Consider the following 22,366-nt stretch of genomic DNA (forward strand, 5'->3'; position numbering starts at 1 on the left):
GCCTTAGCTGACAGCGAATCTAAGAAGTTTGATGGCGTCAAAATTCTGAACACCCCCGCCGACCCTTTTGGTCACATAAAACATGACAAACGGTTTGTTCGAATACGGATCGCGCAAAATAGAGATGTCAGCACGGTCAACGATCAAATAGCCCTTTTCAAAGTCCCCAAAAGCGATGGCGAACCCGCCGCTGCTGACATCGGGCATGTCTTCACATTCGACCATTGGGAAGCCCAACAAAGTGGCAGGCTGTCCCGCAACCAAAGAAGGTTGCCAGATATATTGACCAGTGGAATCCTTGAATTTACGCACTTGGCCGACAGTACGACGGTTCATCATAAACGTCGCATTGCTGCGATATTGGGTGCGGGGCGCATAAGTTAAATCCACTAAGCGATCAACTGGATTGGTCGCTGCAAAGCCTGCTGCGACTCCAGTGGCCAAATAGCCCAATTGACCCCAAGTTGCAGTGGCGTCGGGTGCTGTGGTCGCGGCTAGAAGACCGCGCGGCTTATTGACGCCATCGCCCGTAATAAAGGCAACACTTTCCGCAGCAGCGAAGCTTTCAGCAATTTCCCCTGCCAACCATTGATCCATATCGAGCAGGGCGTCATCCAACAGGGTTTGGGTGGCTGCGGCCATCGCATAGATTTGCCCAATCGGAAACGATAATAAATCAATGGAAGGGGTTGCCGTTTCAGCACGTGTTCCAGTTTCCGCAACCCACCCAACCGCAGGTGCTGTTGTCGCAATCGGTTTGCGGAATACACTCGATTGGGTCATGCGAATCGAAGCTAAGCGACGCATTGGCGAGGATGCAAAAATGCGCCGGTCAATGGTGGCTTGTACTTCTGGAGGTGCAACATGACCACCATCACTGGCGACACCAACCGAAAGAGCTTTCGCTTCAATCTGGGCTAAAGCTGTCTCATCGCCCCGGCGCATAAAGCCTGCCCAAGCTGCTTTGGCTTCTTGATGATCAATCAATGTAGTTCCCGTCTGGTTCGGACGAAGACCCGTCAGGGTCAGTCGGTCAAGGGCGGTTTGTGCGCGGTTTAAGCTACGATCAATGCGATCCACTTTTTCTTCTAGTAAAATGTCCGCAGAAGACTTCTTTTCGATCTCCGCCAATCGTTGATCATTGGCGGCCCGGAAGGCTTCAAAAGCAGACAAGAGTTCGTTATGGGCCGCCCGTGCTTCGGGCGACTGGGTTAAGTTAGTATCCATTTTATGCTCCTTTTGCCGGTTAAGCGGCGGTTTGTTGAAATGATGGCGCCTGATTGTTACGCGGCGCAGCTTCACGGACCCGCAAGCGGGCGCGTGGCAACATGGGGAAAGTGACGATTGATACTTCGCGCAAATCAATCGTCTTTAAGATCCGCCCCCCACCGGGGCGTGGCGTTGCCTCCAAGGCGCGAAAACCAATAGATAGTCCATCAGCAAGACCTGCTTGCACCAGCGCGATAACCTTCTGGCCTGTACGATGATCAGCCTCGATCAAGCCACGCATCCAAAGCCCGCTATCATCTTCAGTTGCTTCTACCCACCGACCAATCGATTGGCGGGCATCATGCTGGAAAAGCATGGCAATTTCAGAGCATGGTTTGGCCCGCAAGGTGCGATCAAACGCACCGCGCTCAACCACGTCTAAGGCTAAATCGAGGCTGCCAAACAAGCTAGCATATCCAGCTATGGTCAAAGACTCCATTAGGGCACCTCTCGATCCATATGATTTTCAATCCGAACCAAGCTCGCCCGCACAGCACCCAGTTCCGCTTCGATGCGGGCAATACGCTCTAGAATGGGCTGTTGACGTTTGCCCTCAAGCTCAAGATCGTCGAGGCGTTGCGCCGCGGCGCCAACCCATAACAAACCGGCAATGGCTTGCAGTATCAGAGTCACAAGGATGGCTAAGGTCAACCTAAATTGAGGTATTTCTTTATAATTGTATGGCTCTGGGTGATCAATCATGAGGACACCTGATCAAAGTTCGAATTGAGGGGAGGAAATCCAGCGAGCACGCGCTTTTCATCCACACTTAGGAATGAAGCCGTCTCCAAACGCGCCCAAAATGCTTCGCGCTCACCACTGAGAGCGGGTACCGCTTCTAAATCAGGGGTGATGGTAAGTGACACATCAGCCCATGGTGCGAGCCAATTTGCCAAACAAGCAGCGGCTTTTGATACCAAGGGTAAAATCGTTTGGCGCCAGAACGCCAAATTGGCTTCTTTGTAATTGGAATAGGTGGAATCTCCTGGAATTCCCAAAAGCATGGGTGGCACACCAAAAGCCAATGCAATGTCTCGTGAAGCAGCCCGCCGTGCTTCAACAAAGTCCATTTCGGCGGGTGTCAAACTCATGCTGGTCCACTCAAGCCCGCCCTCCAGCAATAATGGTCGACCAGCATTAGAGGCACCAGTATGGGCTTGGGTAAGCTCTGCTTTCAGGCGCTCAAATTGCTCTTCGCTCAAACGCTCCGCGCCTGGCATACCTCGATAAACCAATGCCCCTGAAGGGCGTGCGGCATTATCAATCAAGGCCTTATTCCAAGCCCCGCCTGCATTATGGATATCAACCGCAATGGCCGCAGCTTCTAAGGGTGATTGGCCGTAGAGATCGTCTGCTGGATTAAAGAGCTTGAGATGGCAAATGGGTGCTCGCCCAGTGGCAGTATCGCGCCAGATTCGCCTTTTGACGCCACCTGCATCATGCTCCCAACCATCTGGCCAGCCGGAAACACCTGGAATAATACGAACCCGATCAGGGCGCAGCACACAGATTTCGCGCGGTAAACCATCCAAAGCTACCATTTCCAACCATCCATTTCCAGCGATTTGGAGATGACCAAAAAAAGCTTCGAGCAATTCAGGCCCCGATTGTTCGGGGTTGGGCTGTAAAAACAGGTTCGCTAAGGGGTGGGGCTGACCCGCGCCATCGCGCAGATTCAAAGGAACCGACGCAGCCGTTTCTGCCACCAAGCGAACGCAGCGATAGGCAATCGCATTGCGCTGAAAGCCCTCACGCGCCAAAGCACCATAGTCCCGAGGAGTCCAAACTGGCCGCCCCGGACTGGTATAGGCCAAGAAAGGCGAACTTGCCTTGGCTTCACCCGAGCCCAAGGTTAGTTTTGGGCGGCGTTTGAAAAAAGGAAAAGGCGTCATTAATGAATATCCATTCATAAGTTACGGGCGGAAGGCCGCGCATTTTGATCCAAAATTAAGTCGGTCAAGGCCCATACCAAAGCATCAACGCGGTCTGGGGAGCCTGAAAATCCAGGTGCACCAAAGCTGCACATTTGATCTTCCAGAGCTGGAAAATAGCCGATATGGCTAACGCGACCTTGGGTGTAGAGCACAGCTACAGGTTCTGCCCGGGCGCGCTTGGCGTGGCTGGCGTGAACGAGACGTATTGGTGCCTCAGGTGCAGCAAGGCGTAACACCGTGCGCACCAATTCCCCACCTTGATTGGCTTCAGCGACGATCAGATTGGCACCAAACTGGCTATAGGCCTTGGCTACTTTATCCGCCCATTGGTTGGGACTTAAGCCCTGCTCAGATAGATCGGCCAAAACAATGGCGCGGCGACTTGGGCCATTCCCACCTGCAGCAGCAACAATGATACCGCACAAATCTGCTTTTTCGCCCAAGCTCACAGGTGGGTCGACCGCTACCACAATCCGATCATAGGTGCCTTCAAATGCCGTAGTGCGCGCCGAAGCAATCGCTTGTCGATCCCACAACGCGCCAGCAGGGTCTTCGATAAGATCGCCATCAAGTTCCTGACGCGCCCAGATTGTGCCGTGCCAACGGGCGGTCAAATCCTCTAAAAAGCCTTCCGACAAAAAGTGCTCATTATCGGCGGTTGCGGAGCGTGTAACGACACAGCTTGGGTCATTCAAGAGTGCTTTTAGGGCGGGTATAGGACGTGGTGTGGTCGATAAGACCAGTTTTGGATTTCGACCAAGGCGTAAAGCTGGGCGCAAGGTTGCAAACATATCATCAGGCTTGGCCCAAGCTGCTAACTCATCTCCCCAAGCACCATCAAATTGAGGCCCCCGCAGACTGTCTGGGTCTTCAGCCGAGAATAAAAGCGCATGACCTCCATTAGGCCATACAAGCCGTCGGCGAGATATTTCATATTTTGGGCGGTTCATGGGTGGTGCGATGGCTTGTAAGCCCGACTCGCCCTCTACCATCACATCGCGGACATCCGCGAACGTGGGACCAATCAGGGCCATGCGGCTGCAGGTGGCGCTTTCCATCTGCTTACGCACCCACTCGGCCGCGGCGCGGGTTTTTCCCGACCCCCGGCCCCCTAGGATCAACCACGTCCGCCACGGGCCTGGTGGAGGAAGCTGGCTCACCCGCGCGTAAAACGCCCAAAAGTGGCGTAGGATTAACAACTCGTCTAGGCTCAGAGCTGCAAGAAGCGCGTTTCGCTTCGAGACTGGCAGCGAGGCGATTGAGTTGAAATTCCAACGCCGCAACAAGGCGGGCGCGCTCGGCTTCCGCTTTGGGCGTAAGACGGTGAGCGTCTGATTTTTCGGGTGTGAAACCACGTGTCATAACTTTCTCCAAATCGTGCAGCCGCTGAAGGGCCTTTCGCCTTGGGTTCAAGCATGACTAGTTTGGGAGGTCGGTCTGAGAGAAAAAATTACAATTCGGCTTTGGCTGACCAATATCCTATAGAACAACCACCTTGCTGGTCCGGTTGGTGGAATAACGTATGGATAAGCAGTGACCCATGCAAAGGTAATTGGCGTTAAGGTCAGTTAAGTCGATCGTACCTTGGCTGATTTAAATCAAAGCGTCCGTGCTGAGATTGGGTTGAGGCAAACAATCATCGCGACGTGCTATCGCGCCAATTAACTCACGTCCAATTAGGCTGGCTGTTCCAACATCGCCAGCAGACCAGCGCAGAACCAATGCTTTTTGGCGAAGGCTTAAAAAAGGAGCTTCCCCACCAGCCTCTGACATAGCCATGGCAGGCCCCAAACGCTTGGTCCATTTTAAGCCAAAATCGCGATTGTTTGACCAAGCCAATCCATTGACGCCGCCTGGCGGCGGTACTGGTGTAAGCGGCCCACCCTTTGGCAAAGGATATGGCCAAGGTACTGATTTTGGTGCAAAAATAAAGCTAGATTTTAGAGTTTCTTTGAGCCTAATGACCAAGAATACATCATGATCGACTTGAAAGGCCGCCATCGAATAACCTTGTACGCGCCCGGTCAGTGCATCAAAGAATTGGCGTCGACCTGATGGGCTCAAACCCGCATCCTCGGCATCGGACAAGGCTGCTAGTACCGCATTGGGATTATAGGGGGCAAAGCCTGTTAGGTTAGCCTTGTCGCCTGCTTGCATAGGGGCACCGATCATTAAGCGCCAAAGCGCGAAAGCACCCGTAGCGGTCGCAGCCACTATGAGGATCACTATCAAAACACCAAGCCCATAGGACACCAAGCCTGGTGCCTGTATCGCAAAAGGTGCTAAGAGCGCCAAAGCAATAAAAGCCAGTAACAAACCACCCGCAGACAGGGCCATTAAGCCACCTTCATGCCCGGCCCGGGCTTGGGCTGCTGCAAAGCCTTCTTTAAGGTCATGGAGTAGAAATTTCGGATTAAACATAAAAGGGGTGCGCGCCATGACACTAGTATGGCGTGACTCATAGATAAAGTGAAATCCAGACTTTGCGAAATTCTAAGCTAGCTTAAAATAACATTCTAAAACAGCTTCGTAGATTTGGGATAAGATTTCGATATCCCTAGTTTGCACCCTCTCATTGATCTGATGCATGGTCGCCCCCACCAAGCCAAATTCGCACACGGGGCAGTAATCCTTGATAAAGCGCGCATCGGAGGTGCCACCTGTTGTCGATAACTCAGGCCGTCGCCCGGTCACGGTCTCGCACGCATCTTGCACAATTTGGGTAAGTAGCCCCGGTTGGGTAAAAAAGGCCTCACCGGAGACGTGAATGTTTAGTTCAATTTTAGCGCCATATAGCCGCTCGGTTTGGCTTGCTTGATCCTGCAACCAATTAGTCAGGCTTGCGCCACTATGGGCAGTATTAAACCGGATATTGAGCCGTGCTGTTGCGCGCTCTGGAATGACATTGGTCGCGGGATTGCCGACGTCTAGGGTTACGACTTCAAGATTGGACGGCTGAAATCCTTCAACGCCTTCATCGAGACAGTGATTTTGCAGCGTGCTTAACAGGCCAATCAAAGCCCGTATTGGATTGCACGCTTTATGAGGATAGGCCACATGACCTTGCACGCCTGTAACTTGGATCGTGCAGTTTAAAGAGCCGCGCCGGCCATTTTTGATCATATCGCCTAGGGCGTTGGGATTAGTCGGCTCGCCAACCAAGCAATGATCCAAGCGCTCACCTTCCGCTGTAATGGCTTCCAATAGGCGTTTGGTACCATGGAGTGCCAAGCCCTCCTCATCACCCGTGATGAGAAACGAGATCGATCCCTTTGGATTTGGATTTCGGGTCAAATACCGCGCAGTTGCGCTGATAAAGGCAGCAATTCCGCCCTTCATATCCGCTGCGCCACGACCAATCAAAAAGCCGTCACGCAAAGCCGCTTCAAAGGGATCCACCGACCATTGCGTCAGATCACCCGTTGGCACAACATCGGTATGACCGGCAAAGCAGAAATTGGGGGACTTTGTACCATGGCGCGCGTAAAGATTATCAATATCCTCAAACCGATAGCGCTTGACCTGAAAGCCCAAATCCTTGAGTGCGCGCTCCACAACATCTAAGGCCCCAAGATCAGCTGGTGTGACGGAGGGTTTGCGAATTAAATCACATGCAAGCGCAATTGGATCCAGTTGTGTAACAGTCATAGCGCTAAACTAGGGCACAATTGGGTTTCTAGCCAGAGGCGGCGACCTTGCGGATCGCAGCCATGGCGGCAGCGTTACCGATGATATCTGCTCCTTCAGTCCAAACAGGCTGATCGTTCAAGATCGCTTCGACAATGCCGTCAAACTGATAGGCAAAGGTGGTGCGTCGCGGGAAGGTCTTGCGCGTGACCTGCCCTGCCCGCGTAAAGACCAATTCCGCGCCATATTGGGGGGCCAGGGGATTGTCGATATCAAGCCGGCCTTCCTCACCCACTATGATCAGTTTAGGTGGCTGCCTGCCCGCTTCTGGATCCATATCGCAGACCAGATCGGCTTCTAGACCGGATGGAAAGGAAAAATGCGCTTGTGTACGCCGGTCAATGCCGTCGGGCTCAAGCTCGCTCGTCGCAGTCGTTACTTGGGGCTCCTGCCCGCTAATATGGCGCAACCAGCTCACCGTATAACAACCCAAATCGGCAAGCGCACCACCGCCTTGATCGGCACGCCACCGAAATTCGGTCGCATTGCGCACAATTGGGGCACTAAATTCGGCATAGGCTGTCTTGAGGGCACCAAGTTCGCCCGCCTTCAAAATGTCCATTACCCACACAAACAATGGATGCCAACGGTAGTGAAAAGCCTCAATCAGCCGCAGCCCCGCTTGTTGAGCTGCCTCGACCAGAACTTTCGCTTGATCTTCATTCACAGTTGCAGGCTTTTCCAGCATCACGTGTTTGCCTGCCTCAAGGGCTTTAAGACTCCATTCAAAATGGGCGACGGGCGGCAAGGCGATATAAATCACATCAATGTCGGTGCGGGCCAAAATGTCGTCATAAGTACCAGCATGGGCTATAGCGTGGGTCATCGCAAATTCGCGGGCGCGCTCAAGGCTTGAAGCACCAATTGCAACCAAGCTTGCGTTAGGATGATCGCTAATGGGATCGATCAATGCGGACTTTGCGATCCGTGCTGCCCCTAAAATCGCAAACCTTAAATGCATGGTGTTCCCCTATCCGCCATTTGGTTCTTCGGGTGATAATGGCGGCAAATTATCCCAGCCAAAGGCATATTCCGTTGGGCCATGAAGGTCTAAGCAAGCAAGTCGGGCCATCCCGTCTTCGAGGGTTGGGATGTCATCTCGCGGAATCCACCAAAACGCCATATGGGCGCTACCAAGTGGATCAAACCAGTCTTTGCGTTGGTTATAGACTTTCACATGGACAGTCTTCCAAACAAAGTGGTACAGGGCCTTGGGCATCTGCCAAACGCTCATATTGACTAAAAACCGCGGGTCTTCGGCTGCGCGGATATCCATAGCACTTCCCGCTTCCGATTTAAGCCGCCAGACAAAGCCATGTGCGCGTTCGGCCAGGGCATTGACCGCGTCAATACGGCTGATGAAGCCTAAAAACCTTGGATCATCTTGATCATAATTGGCACGAGCAACATTGATTTGCGCCAAAAAATGTAAGGGTGGCTGGGCAAACAGCATGTTTAGTCGCGCAAAAGCTCATTGATGCCCGTTTTAGAGCGCGTTTGTGCGTCTACGGTTTTGACTATCACGGCGCATGATAGGCTGGGCCCGCCCTTTGGATCGGGCAAAGATCCCGGCACAACAACGGCATAAGACGGTACTTCGCCGCGGAAAACCTGACCCGTCGCGCGGTCAATGATCTTGGTTGAGGCACCAAGAAAAACGCCCATTGAAATCACCGCCCCTTCGCGCACAATCACCCCTTCAGCGACTTCTGAGCGCGCGCCCACAAACACATTATCCTCAATAATGACCGGGCCAGCTTGTAGGGGCTCCAATACCCCGCCAATGCCCGTACCGCCTGAGATATGCACATTGGCACCAATCTGCGCGCAAGAGCCCACCGTCGCCCACGTATCAATCATGGTGTTTTCGCCGACATAGGCCCCGATATTGATAAAGCTTGGCATCAAAACCGCACCCTTGGCGATAAAGCTACCATGGCGTACAACAGCGCCAGGTACCATGCGAAAGCCCGCTTCGCGGAAATCGGCCTCATGCCAACGCGCGGTCTTTAAGGGAACTTTATCAAAAGCCCGGCCGGCATTTTGAATGGGTTGGGTGTCGTGTTCGGGATCGATGACATAATTATCATTAAGCCGGAAGGACAAAAGCACGGCCTTCTTCAGCCACTGATGCGTCGTCCAAACGCCGTCTGCACCGCGCGTAGCCACGCGCACTTGGCCACCATCCAAACGGTTTAGCGCCTCATGCACAGCGTCGCGGACCGGGCCCACGGTCGCTGTCGTAATGGACATCCGATCATCCCATGCGGCGTTAATCGTGGCTTCAAGTCGGATTAGATCAGTCATGGGCGTTGTCAATTTCCGCTTATAAGGTTGGTCTTAGGCTGTTTTGCTATGCCTGTCCTTCGGGTTTGGTGCAATTGCAAGCCTCACAAGATCTTCGCCTTTAAAACAAACGCCCGCCATTGGGGACGCCTTGGTCTGGTGCAAAAAGCACAACTTCGCCATTTGCGTGTGGGAAACCAAGCGTGAGCACTTCAGAACGGATGGGCCCGATTTGGCGCGGCGGAAAATTGACGACGGCAGCGACTTGACGACCGACCAGTTCAGCAAGGCGATAATGCACCGTAATCTGAGCTGAGGATTTCTTAATCCCTAAAGTCGAACCAAAGTCGATCATCAAGATGTAAGATGGCTTGCGTGCTTTCTCAAAATTTTCTGCGGCCACAATGGTGCCAACTCGGATATCCACCTTCAAGAAATCGTCGAACTCAATGGGTATAGCTGCTGGTGCGTGGGGGTCATGGCTCTTATGCATGAATCAATTTGCCTGCCCAGCTGCCACCACCGCTTCCAAAAAGGCAGTCAGATCACAGGTGGCGTGGTGCACGTGGTCCGGCGTTTCATCCACTGGGCCGGCAGGGCGACCAAGAGCGGGTTCATGACTCCAATCTTTCCAAGACCAAACAAGGATGGTCGAAAAACCCAACTCGTGCGCGGTTAAAAGATTGGGCGACATATCTTCAACCATAACTGCTTTGGAAGGCTCAACCATATGGCGCTCAATCAGTACTTCAAAAGCCTCACGCTTTGGCTTGGGCACATAACCTGTCGCCTCAATATCAAAGACATCATGAAAAATATTTTCTAGACCCAAAGCGTTGAGCGTGCGCTGCGCATGCCCGCGTGAGCCATTGGTGAACACCAGTTTGCGCCCAGGTAAGGCGGAGATCGCTGTGCGCAATTTCGGTGCAGGCACAACGGGGCTATAGTCTAGATCATGCACATAATCGAGGAAAGCAGCGGCTGGCATATCATGCTCGTGCATCATGCCATTTAAGGTCGTACCGTAAGTCATGTACAGATCCTTTTGCTTGGCTTTTGCTGCGTCATAGTCAAGATCCAGATAACGGCCAACAAACTCGGTCATACGCACATCCATTTGCGCAAATAGATCGCATTCTGCAGGATAGAGCGTGTTATCGAGGTCAAACACCCAATCTTGTGCAAAAAAAAGCTTCTTTAAGGCCTTAAGTTTCATGAGTGGATAAGGGTTCCTGATCCCTGATCGGTGAACAATTCGTTCAAAATAGCATGGGGGGTTCTCCCGTCGAGAATCACAACGGCTTCCACCCCCGCTTCGAGGGCACCGATCGCTGTTTCTAATTTGGGTATCATCCCGCCATGAGCAATATTTGAGCCTATCAAGTCTTTGGCGTCCTTAATCGTCATATCGGTGATCAGATTGCCATCTAAATCTTTTACGCCCTCTATATCCGTGAGCAGTAAAAAGCGCTTCGCAGTTAGTGCGCCTGCTAAGGCTCCCGCAGCCGTATCGGCATTGATGTTGAAGGTGGCACCAGCGGAGTCAACGCCGATGGGGGCAATCACCGGAACATAATCTTGCTCAGCCTTAATCAAGGTTTTGACCAATTGCGCATCGACCTCTTTGGGGTCGCCGACAAAGCCTAAATCGACTACTTGCTCGATCCGGCTTTCAGGGTCTTTACGGGTACGTACTACTTTTTCTACGGTGAAGAGCCGCGCATCCTTGCCTGATAGACCGACCCCGCGCACATCGGCTTCGCGACCAGCTTGTGTAATCCAATGCGCCAATTGTTTATTGACTGCACCCGACAGCACCATTTCGGCGATTTCCATGGTCGCCGAATCTGTGACGCGTAATCCGTCAACAAATTCAGACTTTACCCCTGCCCTATTCAGCATGGCACTGATGTGCGGCCCGCCGCCATGAACGACGACCGGGTGGATACCCACCAGCTTTAATAACACAACATCTGCTGCAAAGCGCTGTGCAGTCGCCTCATCGCCCATCGCGTGGCCGCCATATTTGATCACCACCGTCTCGCGGTCATAGCGCTGGATAAAGGGCAGCGCCTCCGCCAAGGTCTTGGCGGTCGCAATAGCGTTCGCAGTTTTGCTGGGAGAGGCAATGTTGGCATTCATCTTTAGTCGATTCCCTCAGGCATCAAGGAAGGATGTTCGCTTTAGCGGGCTCTGCCCCCCCCGCCAAGTCAGTTTACCTTGGCAGTGAGGCAAACGGCTGCTTTAGCGAAAGGTGCTGACTTCAAATCGGCCGGTATGGGTGGCGATGCCACGCTTCATACCCTCGCTGACAAAAGGTGCTGAAACGTTGCCCATGGCATCAACAGCGATCAAGCCACCATCGCCACCTTGGGTTTCCATATCAGCCAAGGCCCCAGCACATGCAAAAGCCAAAGTCTGCCCACCATAGCGCACGCGGGCGGAGATATCCGCGGCGACGGCAGCGCGCATGAAATATTCGCCTTGCCCGGTACAAGAAACCGCCACGCGCTCATCCGCCCACGTACCCGCCCCAATCAAAGGCGTATCGCCAACCCGGCCTGGCATTTTGTTCAAAAGCCCGCCAGTTGAAGTTGCAGCTGCCAAACGTCCGCCTATGTCACGCGCCACGGCCCCAACTGTGCCATGAGCTAATTCACCAGGATCCACCTGGCGGCTAACCGCTGGGGTGTAATAAGCGTGAGGTTCTTCAATTTCTTCGAGGCCCATCTCTAGGGCAAAGGCCTTGGCCCCGTTCCCCACCAGTAAGACATGTGGAGTTTGTTCCATGACCGCGCGCGCTGCCATGATGGGTGAGCGGAAGCCAATTAAGGCCGCCACAGCCCCCGCGCGACGCAATGAGCCGTCCATCACCGCGGCATCTAATTCATACTCGCCATTGGCATTGGCCGAAGCACCCTTGCCCGCAACATGGAAACCAGAATCTTCCAACTCACGCACCATGGAGACAACCACGTCTAGCGCGGACAATCCTTCTTCCAACATATCGGCACCGCGCTTCAGAACCTCTGCCATATGAGCTTCTTCGCGGTCATAGGTGCGCCCGCGTGCAGGCCCAGCCCCGCCATGAAGTGCCAATGCCCAAGCCATGAAACTCTCCTTATAACCCGCGCAAAACCAACGAGTACCCAACAAAATGAGAAATCAAAACACATCCTCTAGTACGAAGCCTAGCACTTCGCTATGCCTGACAAAACAAATTGCTCAGGAGACGCAGCATGAAGGCGCTTTTATCCCACACTATCGGTTTGCCAGAAACCCTCAGCATGACTGACTTACCTGATCCCATCGCTGGTAAAGATGAGGTCATTCTCGATGTGAAAGCAGTCGGCATCAATTATCCTGACGTTTTGATCATTCAAGATAAATATCAATTCAAACCAGAGCGCCCGTTTGCACCTGGTGGTGAAGTGTCGGGCGTCGTCTCTGCTATCGGCGAAGGTGTAACCCATTTAAAAGTCGGCGATCGTGTGATTGGCTCGTCTGGTTGGGGCGGATTGGCTGAAAAGATTGCTTTGCCCGCCGCGCGCTGCATCCCCATCCCTGACGCCATGCCGTTTGATGAAGCCGCCGCTTTCATCATGACCTATGGCACCAGCCATTATGGCCTGAAAGATCGCGGGCACTTGAAAGCTGGTGAGACGCTCTTGGTTTTGGGGGCTGCCGGGGGGGTTGGCCTTGCAGCGGTTGAGCTTGGTAAAGCCATGGGCGCGAAAGTCATTGCCGCTTGCTCAACCCAAGAAAAAGTCGATGTCTGCCTCGCCCATGGTGCCGATGAAGGCCTTGTTTACCCAACCGGTGAATTTGATGCTGACGGCAAAAAGGCATTGGCGGATTTGTTCAAGAAGGCCTGCGGCCCCAATGGTGCTGATGTAATTTACGATGGTGTAGGCGGCGCTTATGCCGAAGCAAGCTTGCGGGCAATTGGCTGGGGAGGCCGATTTCTGGTCATTGGTTTCCCTGCAGGGATTCCTTCCATCCCACTCAACTTGACATTGTTAAAATCTTGCCAAATTATCGGCGTATTCTGGGGTGCTTTTACCGCGCGCAACCCAAATGCCAATCAGGAAAATATTGCAGAACTCATGTCACTCTACGCAAAGGGTAAGATTAAGCCGCATGTGTCAGCCCATTTTCCGTTAGCAGAAGGGGCCAAGGCGATCCGCCATTTGATGGACCGCAAAGTAACGGGAAAGGTTGTTGTTCAACTATGAGCGAAACAATGGCCTTAGGGCGTGTGATTGTCGCAGGAAGTGTGCGGGCGAAGCGAGGCGTAACTTTACCCGTTCTGGCCGCTATGGCCGCTATGTCTTCTGCCTCGCGCGCCGAAGAAGGATGCGAGTGCTATTATTATTCCATTGACGCGTTCGAACCAATGATCGTCCGAATTTTTGAGGTATGGTCCGATATTTCTGCACTAAGACGGCACCGCGACTCCAACCACCTCAAATTATGGCGGTCCAAATGGAATGAGCTTGGTCTGTGTGATGACGATATAACGACCTATGGCATTAGTTTTGAGGTGCCGCTTTAGTGTCAGGGCCCATGAAAGGAAGCTTTTGATAGGAAGTGTTAAAGCAAACTCACCCATGTTACGGTTCTGCCACCGCAATCGCACTTGAGACGCGGGTGCGCATACAAGAAGAAAGCGCAATGTTACTCTGGACACTCAAGTTGAAAAGGTACTCAGCTTGAAGTCTTGATAGGAATGACTGAATTGGCATGAATGTGCTAGAAAAGACGCGGCGCTGATCAAAGCCGTTATGGAGCACGCCGTCACACCAAGTAAAGTTTGGATGGTCTTTTCAACAATGCCGGACAAGCTTTTCAATAGACCCATGTCTAGATTGATCTAACCAGTGCTGACAGGTTGCACTATCTTTTGTAAGTTCGGTTAATATGTATCTATTTTGCAATCCCCCGATCTGGGCACGGGGGTAGATCAAATGTCAATCACACCATCAGCAGTGCTTCTAAAACAGGCCTAGGCAGCGCATCCCCACAAGGCTTACTTATGCCCTTGGGTGCAGCCGCATCCGTCACTGGTCACATCGTACCAGCCCTATTTGTCTGTGCTTTAAGTCGTCATACACAAAAATATCCCTTCCAAGCCTATGCAAGGAAGGGAAGGTATCTCAGGGCACATATTAAGCTTAGATACACAGGTCATAAGCAATGCGTCGGCTGAGTTGCAGTGAGCAGACCCTGGAGGGGGGCTGGGGGGCTGTTGGGAAACCAGAACCTGCGAGAGTTTTGCGACCCAACCGACACCCTCCTTATGCAAGTTGGTTGTGGCGCTATCTAGGTGCAAATACGGCAAAACAGGGGCGTCACATTAATTATTGGTCATGAATGAGCAGGCTAGCAGGAGTCTCCTGCCAAGCTCACCTCTCTAGTCCATAGTCGTGATGTTTCAAACTGAGGGAAATAAGCCTATAGTCAGCCCATGAAATATGCGAAAATGAATGGATTGGGTAATGCCATTGGCGTGGTGGATGCCCGCGACAGCCACTTTGTGGTGACGGGAGAGATTGTTAGAGCCTTGGCTGAACCTAGCCAAGGGATTGGATTTGACCAATTGATGGTGCTTAACCCGCCCACGAACCCACTTGCCGACATTCAGTGTGACATCTGGAATGCAGACGGCTCAAAAGTCGGAGCTTGCGGCAATGGTACGCGCTGTGTTGCCTGGTATTTAATGCGTAATTCTGGCTTTGACCATGTGGTCATTGAAACAAAAGCAGGCCTTTTGGGAGCCAGTAAAGCGGGTGCTGACAGCATCAGTGTCGACATGGGCGAACCCTTGTTGGATTGGGACCATATCCCCTTGAGTGCACCAATGGATACCTTAAGTGTCGCTCTTAACCTAAGCCAATATGATGAAGCAAATCTGGATCACCCCACCGCCTTGAGTATGGGAAACCCCCATTGTATTGTCTTCGTCGAAGATACGGACTTAGCGCCTGTTCAAAAACTGGGGCCGATGATTGAAAATCATCCCTTATTCCCAGAAATGGTCAATGTTGGCTTCGCACAAATCATCTCCAACAGTCAGATCAGACTGCGGGTATGGGAACGCGGGATCGGTGAGACAAAAGCCTGCGGAACTGGTGCGTGTGCTGCCCTTGTAGCCGCCGTCCGACGTGGCTTGTGCAATCGCTTAGCAGATATCGAGGTCAGTGGAGGCACGATGACGATTGAGTGGCGTGTTAGCGATAATCACGTCATTATGACTGGTCCAGTTGAACTTGAAACCGAAGGCTGTATCAACACGACGCTCTTTGATCGCAGCCCATCGGCTTGACGTCTCCCACCTTAACCCCCAAGCACCGCGCGCAAGCAAGGAGTGTGCTCTCATGACGAATGTAGTGGTTGTCGGTGCCCAATGGGGGGACGAGGGCAAGGGCAAGATTGTTGATTGGCTCAGTGATCGCGCCGATGTGGTCGTACGTTTCCAGGGTGGCCACAATGCAGGCCATACTTTGGTGGTTGGTGATAAAGTTTATAAACTTTCTTTGCTACCCTCAGGCGTGGTGCAGGGAAAGCTTTCGGTGATCGGCAATGGCGTAGTAGTTGACCCCCATGCCCTGCTCGATGAAATCAAGCGGATTAGTGACCAGGACGTCAAAATTGATCCGAGTGTTTTGGTCCTTGCAGATAATGCGACATTGATATTGTCCCTGCATCGCGATTTAGACAGCGCACGCGAAGCCCAAGCAGGTAAGAGCAGAATTGGTACCACCGGGCGTGGTATTGGACCGGCCTATGAAGACAAAGTGGGGCGTCGCGCCGTACGGGTCGCCGACCTAGCCGATCCTGAAGCCTTAGAGGCCAAGATAGAGCGCCTCTTGGCCCATCATACCGCTCTACGCAAAGGCCTTGATTTACCTAAGCTAGATGGGTCTGCTATCAAGGCTGAGCTTCTGGCGCTGGCACCAAATATAATGCCCTTTGCAAAGCCGGTGTGGAAGGTGCTTGAAGAGGCCCGCAAAAGTGGGCGTCGGATTTTATTTGAAGGGGCTCAAGGAACCCTTTTGGATATTGACCATGGAACTTATCCCTATGTCACCTCCTCCAACACCGTTTCGGGTCAAGCAGCAGCAGGGACCGGCATGGGTCCAAATGCCTTGGGCTATGTCTTGGGCATCTGTAAAGCCTATACCACCCGCGTTGGTGAAGGCCCATTTCCAACTGAATTGCTTGACGATATCGGCCAGCAAATCAGCGCACGCGGACACGAATTTGGGACAGTTACGGGCCGACCTCGTCGTTGCGGCTGGTTTGATGCAGTCCTAGTTCGCCAAGCTGCCATTGTTGGGGGCATCAGCGGGTTAGCACTCACCAAGTTGGATGTGCTGGACGGATTTGAGCAACTTAAAGTCTGCGTCGGTTACCGTGTTGGGAATCAAGCACTAGATTGGTTTCCAGCGGGCCTTAAGGATCAAGCCCACGTGGAGCCGATTTTTGAGCATTTTGACGGTTGGCAAGAGACAACCCAAGGCGCGCGCTCTTGGAAGGATTTGCCTGCCAATGCAATTAAATATGTGCGGCGCATTGAAGAATTGGTCACCCGTCCGGTGGCCTTATTGTCCACCAGCCCACAGCGCGATGATACCATTTTGGTGCGTGACCCGTTTGAAAGCTGAGAAGGGATGGATCACACACACACACCTGCTCCCAACAGACCCCAAGTCCACTTAACCGATCATGGGCCGGATGATGAAGACGATTATAGGACAAGCCCTGAGCTAACGCCGCAAGAACAAGCACTGCATCAAGAAAACATGGCAAAACTTGGCCGCATCATGCGCGCGTTTGGCATCTTAAAAATTGGGGTCACGACGCTTTTGATCGTCATTATTATTAAGTTTTTTGGGAGATGAAACTTTATGCGTCATCCTAACGCCACAAAGCACGCTCTTCCTTGGTACAACTGACTTGGGTTCCTGCCAAATCCAAGGCTAGGCGTTGCGCATTTATCTCGCCCCATACGTAGCCTTCGGCACGATCATCCCCGTCAAGCAATAGATAGAGGGTCAATGATGGCCGATTGAGACCCATAGGCCATTCAACCGAACGAAGTCGAATGCGAAATTGAGAAGCCGGGTTTCCAGGTACCACGACATTAGCCATACCCCCTTGATCATGGATCACCAAGTCAGAGACTGTGCTCCGATCACCCCCTCTAACTACACCCGCCCAACAGATGAAGGTGCGCGCGCGTTTCAAACGCGTTGGAATGGCTTCGGCACCCCCGAAGACGCGATTACCTTTTTCATCGACCCCGACATCGCGAACTTCCCAGATATCAGCCGATATATCATGATATTCAGACACGGTCAGAATGCGTTTATCCGCATTGGTAACGAGCTTACACGCAGTAGGCCGGGTTTCGCCCCTAAAACCATCACCACGACGCCTCCAAATGATGTCACAGCCAGTCACTGGGATGAAAGCCTCTTTTTTCAAAAGATCTGCAGCGATTGTCTGGCGCCAAGCACCTTCAAGAGGCTTAGGATCTTTTGGCGCGAAACCAGCCATTCTGATCGCCATTAAGTCTTGGTCAATTCGCAAATGCCAAACGCGCTGACGAACAATCGGTCCTGCCTCGCCGCCTTTTCGATATTCAACATAAAAACTAGGTCCACCAAAGGCTGACGCATCAATTGGCTTCACAAAAACATGGAGTCTTTCATGGCGTTTAGAAGCAGGTATTGCAAGTTCTGGCTCAAAAAACGTTTGTAACTCATTATCCCACCGGCCGGCCAACACATTAGCTAAATCAGCTAAATCCTTTTCCAGTACCGCTTTCATAGCTGGATCATTGATGGGTTTAGACATGGCCACTTGAACGGCCAAGGGTGTAGCCGGAGGAGCTACTTGGCTGGGCACAATGTTTAGTGGCTTAGTATTAGGATCGGGAGTTGCCATTAATGAAAAGGGTATTTCAGGGGGAGGGACTTGGCTAAATCCAAGTTTGGGTGCGAAGATTAAGAGGCTAACCCATCCCAATACGAGCCACTGCAGTAAATGCCTTGCACGCCGCACCATCGTTAAACCCTTTTCGTCCCTATTGATCCAAAGCCACCTATGCAATGCTTGCCATGATTTTGATGTCAGTTACCAGAGGGCCAAACATCGCCATATTGTGTATCCAAAGCGGGTTTATCGATGCGCTTAGATCAATCACATCATGATGCCATAGCCCGATCGGCGATTTTTTCAGTCAGATAGACGCAGGCGAATTCAACAGCCGGGACTGGTTTGCCAAATAAAAAGCCCTGTAAGCTGTGTACTCCGGCTGATTTTAGAAATGCATGCTGTGTATGTGTTTCCACCCCTTCAGCAATGACTTCACGCCCAATCGCTTGGCCGATGCTCGAAACCGCCTGGATTATGGCTAAAGCCTCAAGCGATGTTTTGGCGTCTAGATCAAGACTTGTCACAAATTCGCGATCAATTTTGATTTTATCAAACCCAAAGCGATGCAACGTTGTTAAACTCGAATAGCCAACCCCGAAATCGTCTAAAGCCAGTTTACATCCCATGGCCTTGAGTTCCCCAAATAAAGCGCGCACCCGTTCTGGTTCGCCAAGAAAGGCGGTTTCTGTCACTTCTAACACCACCCGGCTTGGGTCATAGCCCGTTTCTGAAAACAATTCTTTGAGATCACCAACGAAATTTTCATCCATCAATTCAAGTGGGGATACATTTATGGCGATCGGCAAATGGCCCCAATCTTGGGTTTCAGCAAAAACAGATTGGCGAACATAATGGCCAATATGGATGATATAACCAGATTTTTCGGCGATGGGAATAAAGACGTCAGGCCCTAATGGGTTGCGATCACCGCGATCCCAGCGTAGAAGCGCTTCCGCTGAGATTACATGATTACCCGAACTATCAAATAAGGGTTGATAGACCAAACTTAATGCCCCGGTCTCTAAATCAGCTTCCAGTTCTTCTCGTACCGTTTTTTCCTCTGCCGTCAGTTTGGCCAAAGCCATCACTTCAACCAAAGTTTGTTTGGTTTCGAGATTCACAGTTTGAGTGTCAGCATCTCCGAGTCCGGCTTCCATCAGTTCATTTAATCGGTCTAAGGTTCGGTATAAGGCCCCACTGGTTTGGTCAATATCTCCTTGAACTGGTAGGTGAAACGCTCGTGCTGCCGCTTCGATACTTCCAGCCAATTTTGCCACAACCCGCGCCCCAATATTCAAGCTCATGGATTTGAGCGAATGGGCAGTCTTGGCCATACTATCGAGATCATCACCATCGAGCGCCTGTTGTAAATCAGCTAAAGCTGCTGGGGCTTGGGTGTTAAACAAGCCCACAACACGGAGGACAAAATCTCGACGATGGGTTTTAAGATCACGCAAGAAAGGCACGATCACACATTCATCGAACAAAGCTTCTTCACTGGCTTCAAGTGCTTGATTGGCGGCGGACCCATGAGTATCAAATATGCTGACCTCGGCCATGCTCTGGTTTTCTGCCGCCAGCCTTGATGGCAAATGCGCTTTGAGCACTTCACCCATACTAAGCCAAGTGAAGGGCCGATATAAGATTCCGTCAATACCGCTTTGTTCCCAAACCTTGCCAGCAGATCCCACCTTGTGGGGGCTGACTGCGACGATAGCCAAACGTGGCAGACCTAGCTCATGTTCTCGTTTGCGAATGTCCCGGATCAATCCAAACCCATCTATGTCGGTAGTTGTGCTACCAATGAGGAGTAAATCATAAGGAAATTGGGATAGTTTAGACAATGCTGCTTGACCGTCCAAGGCGACATCTGCTCTGATTTCAAAACGGGCTAGCGCCTCAACTGCCACGTGACGGTTTACGTCATCGGTATCTACCAGCAAAACTTTTGCACCACGATACACCAAGGTGATGGGGTAGGTATCAGGTTTGATCTGAGGAAACACAAAGCCTGACTCTTGCTGCAAAGCGCCAATCAATTGATCTAAATCAGTATGTCTGATCGGGCGCTTGAGACAAGCAATTGCATGGCCAGCCTGAACTAATGCATCCGAACTTTGATCTTTTGGGTCCCCAATCAACACAATTTTTGTTGGGTTAATGCCCTTAGGCAACCCTGTAAACTTCTCAAGATCGCATATAATTAGGTCAAGATTTTCCTCGGACACCTTATGCATGACGCCATGAGCAGCCGTAAATCGTCGTGTGATCGCCCAGGCTTCTACAGGTCGTTCCACCTCAATGCACACACGGGCAGGAATCGTACGTAGGGCCAAGTCAGGCGGGCTCGCATAAACGGGAGTTTCATCGGTGATAGCGGGTAAACGAACATGCACACGGGTGCCAAGCCCCTCCTTACTAATCGCCCCGATTTGCCCACCCATGGCTTCAATCAAGCGCTTGGAATTATTCAAACCTAAACTGGTATCGACAAACCGATGCACTACATTTGCATGATTTTTAGGATTATCGTTGAATAAACTGGCTAATTTTTCCTCCGACATCCCAAGCCCAGTATCTTGTACAATTAAGCGCCAAAACTGCGCATCCCGATCAGGCTCTATGCGCACCAATATATATCCACCATGGGTATATTTCAGAGCATTCGAGATCAAATGTGCCAAAACCTGTCCGAAGCGGACCCCATCGACCGCCACCATGCGTGGAGCGCACGGATGGGCTGAAGCGACTAATTCTAATCCCTGCGAGCGGGCCTTATCGAAAAACAGAGTGACAATTGCATCCACTAAATCGACCACATCTACAACACAGATTTCAGGATCCGATTTCCTCCCCTCGCTATTGCCAACATCCAAAATATCTCCAATACCCGCCAATAAGCTACGTCCAGATTTAACGATTGTATCCACATAGCGCCGCGAAGCGATCGGCAGAGCTTCAGCGGCCAGCAATTCAGCCACAACTTGAATGCCGGTCATGGGCGTGTGAATTTCGTGACTGAGGGTCTCAAGGAATTCACTCGTCGCAGAACTGGCCTTCTCTGCACGATCACGTTCGATCAAAAAATCATTGGTGCGAACGGTTAATTCAGTTTCCAATCGGCTTTTGTTTGCATCTTGTTTGTGCTCACGTTCACGCACGACCTGCCATAAGCCTGCAAAGCTCTCAATCAAAGGTATAAACTCACGCGCGGTTTTACTTAAAGGAGGGACCTTAAACTCACCATTTGCAGCTAGGCTAGTCATCGATTGAACAAGCCCGGCCACAGGTTCTAGCATCGACCCCAAACCACGGCGCACCATTACATAAGCAATCATCAAAGCCCCAAGTGTCACTCCCAATGCCAGCGCGATAGATTGAAGGAAGCGGTATATCACATCACCGCCAGCATGAAGCATATAGACTTTACCAATAATATGACCATCTTGTTCAACCAATGCCACCGCATCGATCGTGTGTGTTGCCAAAAGTGAATTCACACTTGGAACTGATACGGGGATTGGGCTTAGTCTGCTTAGTGGATTGGGGCGACCTAATTCGGCAAGCGGGGCACCACCCATCGTCTCAACACGCAAATAAAGCACGCCTTGTGCCCGCGCTTCTGCCTCAAGGGCGGCTTTGATACCTTGTCGATCCCCGCTCTTGACAAAAGGAGCAACTTTAACGGCTAAGCTATGCGTAGCCATGCGGGTCTGTGCCCAACGCAATTGCGTCCGTATCGCAAGGTCTTGGACGGCAAAAAAGAGCGTGAAGGGCAAAACAGTACATATTATTGCTCCAAGCAAGATACTACTCATCCATTGATGCATGGAGAAATGCTTTGCATCTTTGTTTGGTTGATGGTCGCCTTTGGTCATACCATAACCATCTTGTCCGCTTAAATCTATGCTTTTGGGATTATCCTGACCACCTTTAGTCAAAAAAGTGGGATCAGACCCAATTAAACCCGTTTGGAATTTCACTTTATTGGACCTAGCAAGAGGTAGCAATTCTCACTGGTAAGTGAATGACCTTAAGTCTGCGTTAAAAACTAATCCATCTTTGCCTTTTTACGAGTCTAATCCATAGGTTAAACGAGTCATTGGGTTAGACTAGAGATCACCAAATCCAACACACCAAAAACTGAATGACCATGACAAAAAGGAGTATTACCCCAATCAAGCGCTCACCTTAAGGAGATCTCGAAAAATCATATATTACTCCAATTGTTGAACTAATCATGATGT

General features: G+C 51.5%; 22 protein-coding genes. 5 read left to right on the forward strand and 17 right to left on the reverse strand.

Annotated elements, in window-relative coordinates:
• Window positions 1-3: 3 nt before the first annotated feature.
• The 15 genes from PsB1_RS09015 to PsB1_RS09085 form a co-directional block, all read right to left on the reverse strand.
• Complete coding sequence (locus PsB1_RS09015; protein WP_284360577.1) at window positions 4-1,227, reverse strand: phage major capsid protein; 1,224 nt, start codon at window positions 1,225-1,227, stop codon at window positions 4-6.
• A 19-nt stretch (window positions 1,228-1,246) separates the two neighbouring features.
• Complete coding sequence (locus tag PsB1_RS09020) at window positions 1,247-1,708, reverse strand: HK97 family phage prohead protease (protein WP_284360579.1); 462 nt, start codon at window positions 1,706-1,708, stop codon at window positions 1,247-1,249.
• Complete coding sequence (locus tag PsB1_RS09025; protein WP_284360580.1) at window positions 1,708-1,971, reverse strand: hypothetical protein; 264 nt, start codon at window positions 1,969-1,971, stop codon at window positions 1,708-1,710. Before PsB1_RS09025 ends, PsB1_RS09020 begins: the two co-directional genes overlap by 1 nt.
• Window positions 1,968-3,161 carry a phage portal protein gene (locus PsB1_RS09030; protein WP_284360581.1) on the reverse strand — a complete coding sequence of 398 codons (1,194 nt, stop codon included), beginning with the start codon at window positions 3,159-3,161 and terminating at the stop codon, window positions 1,968-1,970. Before PsB1_RS09030 ends, PsB1_RS09025 begins: the two co-directional genes overlap by 4 nt.
• A gap of 14 nt (window positions 3,162-3,175) precedes the next feature.
• A complete protein-coding gene (locus tag PsB1_RS09035; protein ID WP_284360582.1) occupies window positions 3,176-4,363 on the reverse strand; it encodes a DNA-packaging protein in 1,188 nt (395 codons plus the stop codon).
• Window positions 4,266-4,565, reverse strand: a complete 300-nt coding sequence (locus tag PsB1_RS09040; RefSeq protein WP_284360584.1) for a hypothetical protein — start codon at window positions 4,563-4,565, stop codon at window positions 4,266-4,268. The genes PsB1_RS09035 and PsB1_RS09040 overlap by 98 nt, the downstream gene beginning before the upstream one ends.
• 231 nt (window positions 4,566-4,796) lie before the next feature.
• A complete protein-coding gene (locus PsB1_RS09045) occupies window positions 4,797-5,624 on the reverse strand; it encodes a hypothetical protein (protein WP_284360585.1) in 828 nt (275 codons plus the stop codon).
• A gap of 72 nt (window positions 5,625-5,696) precedes the next feature.
• Entirely contained in the window at window positions 5,697-6,851 is a 1,155-nt protein-coding gene (gene dapE, locus PsB1_RS09050) for a succinyl-diaminopimelate desuccinylase (RefSeq protein WP_284360587.1), read from the reverse strand.
• Window positions 6,852-6,879: 28 nt separating this feature from the next.
• On the reverse strand, window positions 6,880-7,851 hold the full coding sequence (locus tag PsB1_RS09055) for a Gfo/Idh/MocA family protein (RefSeq protein ID WP_284360588.1): 972 nt from the start codon (window positions 7,849-7,851) through the stop codon (window positions 6,880-6,882).
• A gap of 9 nt (window positions 7,852-7,860) precedes the next feature.
• Window positions 7,861-8,343 carry a DUF3291 domain-containing protein gene (locus PsB1_RS09060; protein ID WP_284360589.1) on the reverse strand — a complete coding sequence of 161 codons (483 nt, stop codon included), beginning with the start codon at window positions 8,341-8,343 and terminating at the stop codon, window positions 7,861-7,863.
• A 2-nt stretch (window positions 8,344-8,345) separates the two neighbouring features.
• A complete protein-coding gene (gene dapD / locus PsB1_RS09065; RefSeq protein WP_284360590.1) occupies window positions 8,346-9,197 on the reverse strand; it encodes a 2,3,4,5-tetrahydropyridine-2,6-dicarboxylate N-succinyltransferase in 852 nt (283 codons plus the stop codon).
• Between the two features lie 100 nt (window positions 9,198-9,297).
• A complete protein-coding gene (locus tag PsB1_RS09070) occupies window positions 9,298-9,669 on the reverse strand; it encodes a tRNA-binding protein (protein ID WP_284360592.1) in 372 nt (123 codons plus the stop codon).
• Between the two features lie 3 nt (window positions 9,670-9,672).
• Window positions 9,673-10,392 (reverse strand): pyrimidine 5'-nucleotidase, encoded by a 720-nt coding sequence (locus PsB1_RS09075; protein ID WP_284360593.1) that lies wholly within the window; start codon window positions 10,390-10,392, stop codon window positions 9,673-9,675.
• Window positions 10,389-11,318 carry an acetylglutamate kinase gene (gene argB, locus PsB1_RS09080; protein WP_284360594.1) on the reverse strand — a complete coding sequence of 310 codons (930 nt, stop codon included), beginning with the start codon at window positions 11,316-11,318 and terminating at the stop codon, window positions 10,389-10,391. The genes PsB1_RS09075 and argB overlap by 4 nt, the downstream gene beginning before the upstream one ends.
• Before the next feature lie 102 nt (window positions 11,319-11,420).
• Window positions 11,421-12,287: an isoaspartyl peptidase/L-asparaginase family protein gene (locus PsB1_RS09085; RefSeq protein WP_284360595.1), complete on the reverse strand. Its 867-nt coding sequence runs from the start codon at window positions 12,285-12,287 to the stop codon at window positions 11,421-11,423.
• Window positions 12,288-12,415: 128 nt separating this feature from the next.
• Between PsB1_RS09085 and PsB1_RS09090 the strand changes: the two genes are divergently transcribed.
• The 5 genes from PsB1_RS09090 (at window position 12,416) to PsB1_RS09110 (ending at window position 17,080) form a co-directional block, all read left to right on the forward strand.
• Window positions 12,416-13,411: an NADPH:quinone oxidoreductase family protein gene (locus PsB1_RS09090; RefSeq protein ID WP_284360596.1), complete on the forward strand. Its 996-nt coding sequence runs from the start codon at window positions 12,416-12,418 to the stop codon at window positions 13,409-13,411.
• On the forward strand, window positions 13,408-13,731 hold the full coding sequence (locus PsB1_RS09095; RefSeq protein WP_284360598.1) for a putative quinol monooxygenase: 324 nt from the start codon (window positions 13,408-13,410) through the stop codon (window positions 13,729-13,731). Before PsB1_RS09090 ends, PsB1_RS09095 begins: the two co-directional genes overlap by 4 nt.
• Before the next feature lie 912 nt (window positions 13,732-14,643).
• Window positions 14,644-15,501, forward strand: coding sequence for a diaminopimelate epimerase (dapF, locus tag PsB1_RS09100; RefSeq protein ID WP_284360599.1), 858 nt, complete (start codon window positions 14,644-14,646; stop codon window positions 15,499-15,501).
• Between the two features lie 52 nt (window positions 15,502-15,553).
• A complete protein-coding gene (locus tag PsB1_RS09105; protein ID WP_284360600.1) occupies window positions 15,554-16,843 on the forward strand; it encodes an adenylosuccinate synthase in 1,290 nt (429 codons plus the stop codon).
• A 6-nt stretch (window positions 16,844-16,849) separates the two neighbouring features.
• Window positions 16,850-17,080: a hypothetical protein gene (locus tag PsB1_RS09110; RefSeq protein WP_284360602.1), complete on the forward strand. Its 231-nt coding sequence runs from the start codon at window positions 16,850-16,852 to the stop codon at window positions 17,078-17,080.
• Between the two features lie 16 nt (window positions 17,081-17,096).
• On the opposite strand, the gene PsB1_RS09115 is transcribed toward PsB1_RS09110, so the two are convergent.
• Both PsB1_RS09115 and PsB1_RS09120 read right to left on the reverse strand, forming a co-directional pair.
• The gene (locus PsB1_RS09115) at window positions 17,097-18,248 is read right to left on the reverse strand and encodes a chromophore lyase CpcT/CpeT (protein WP_284360603.1); all 1,152 of its coding nucleotides are present in this window, start codon (window positions 18,246-18,248) and stop codon (window positions 17,097-17,099) included.
• Between the two features lie 140 nt (window positions 18,249-18,388).
• Window positions 18,389-22,102 (reverse strand): EAL domain-containing protein, encoded by a 3,714-nt coding sequence (locus PsB1_RS09120; protein ID WP_284360604.1) that lies wholly within the window; start codon window positions 22,100-22,102, stop codon window positions 18,389-18,391.
• Window positions 22,103-22,366 lie beyond the last annotated feature (264 nt).

This window comes from Candidatus Phycosocius spiralis, assembly GCF_030158815.1.
Classification (GTDB): Bacteria; Pseudomonadota; Alphaproteobacteria; order Caulobacterales; family Aquidulcibacteraceae; genus Aquidulcibacter; species Aquidulcibacter spiralis.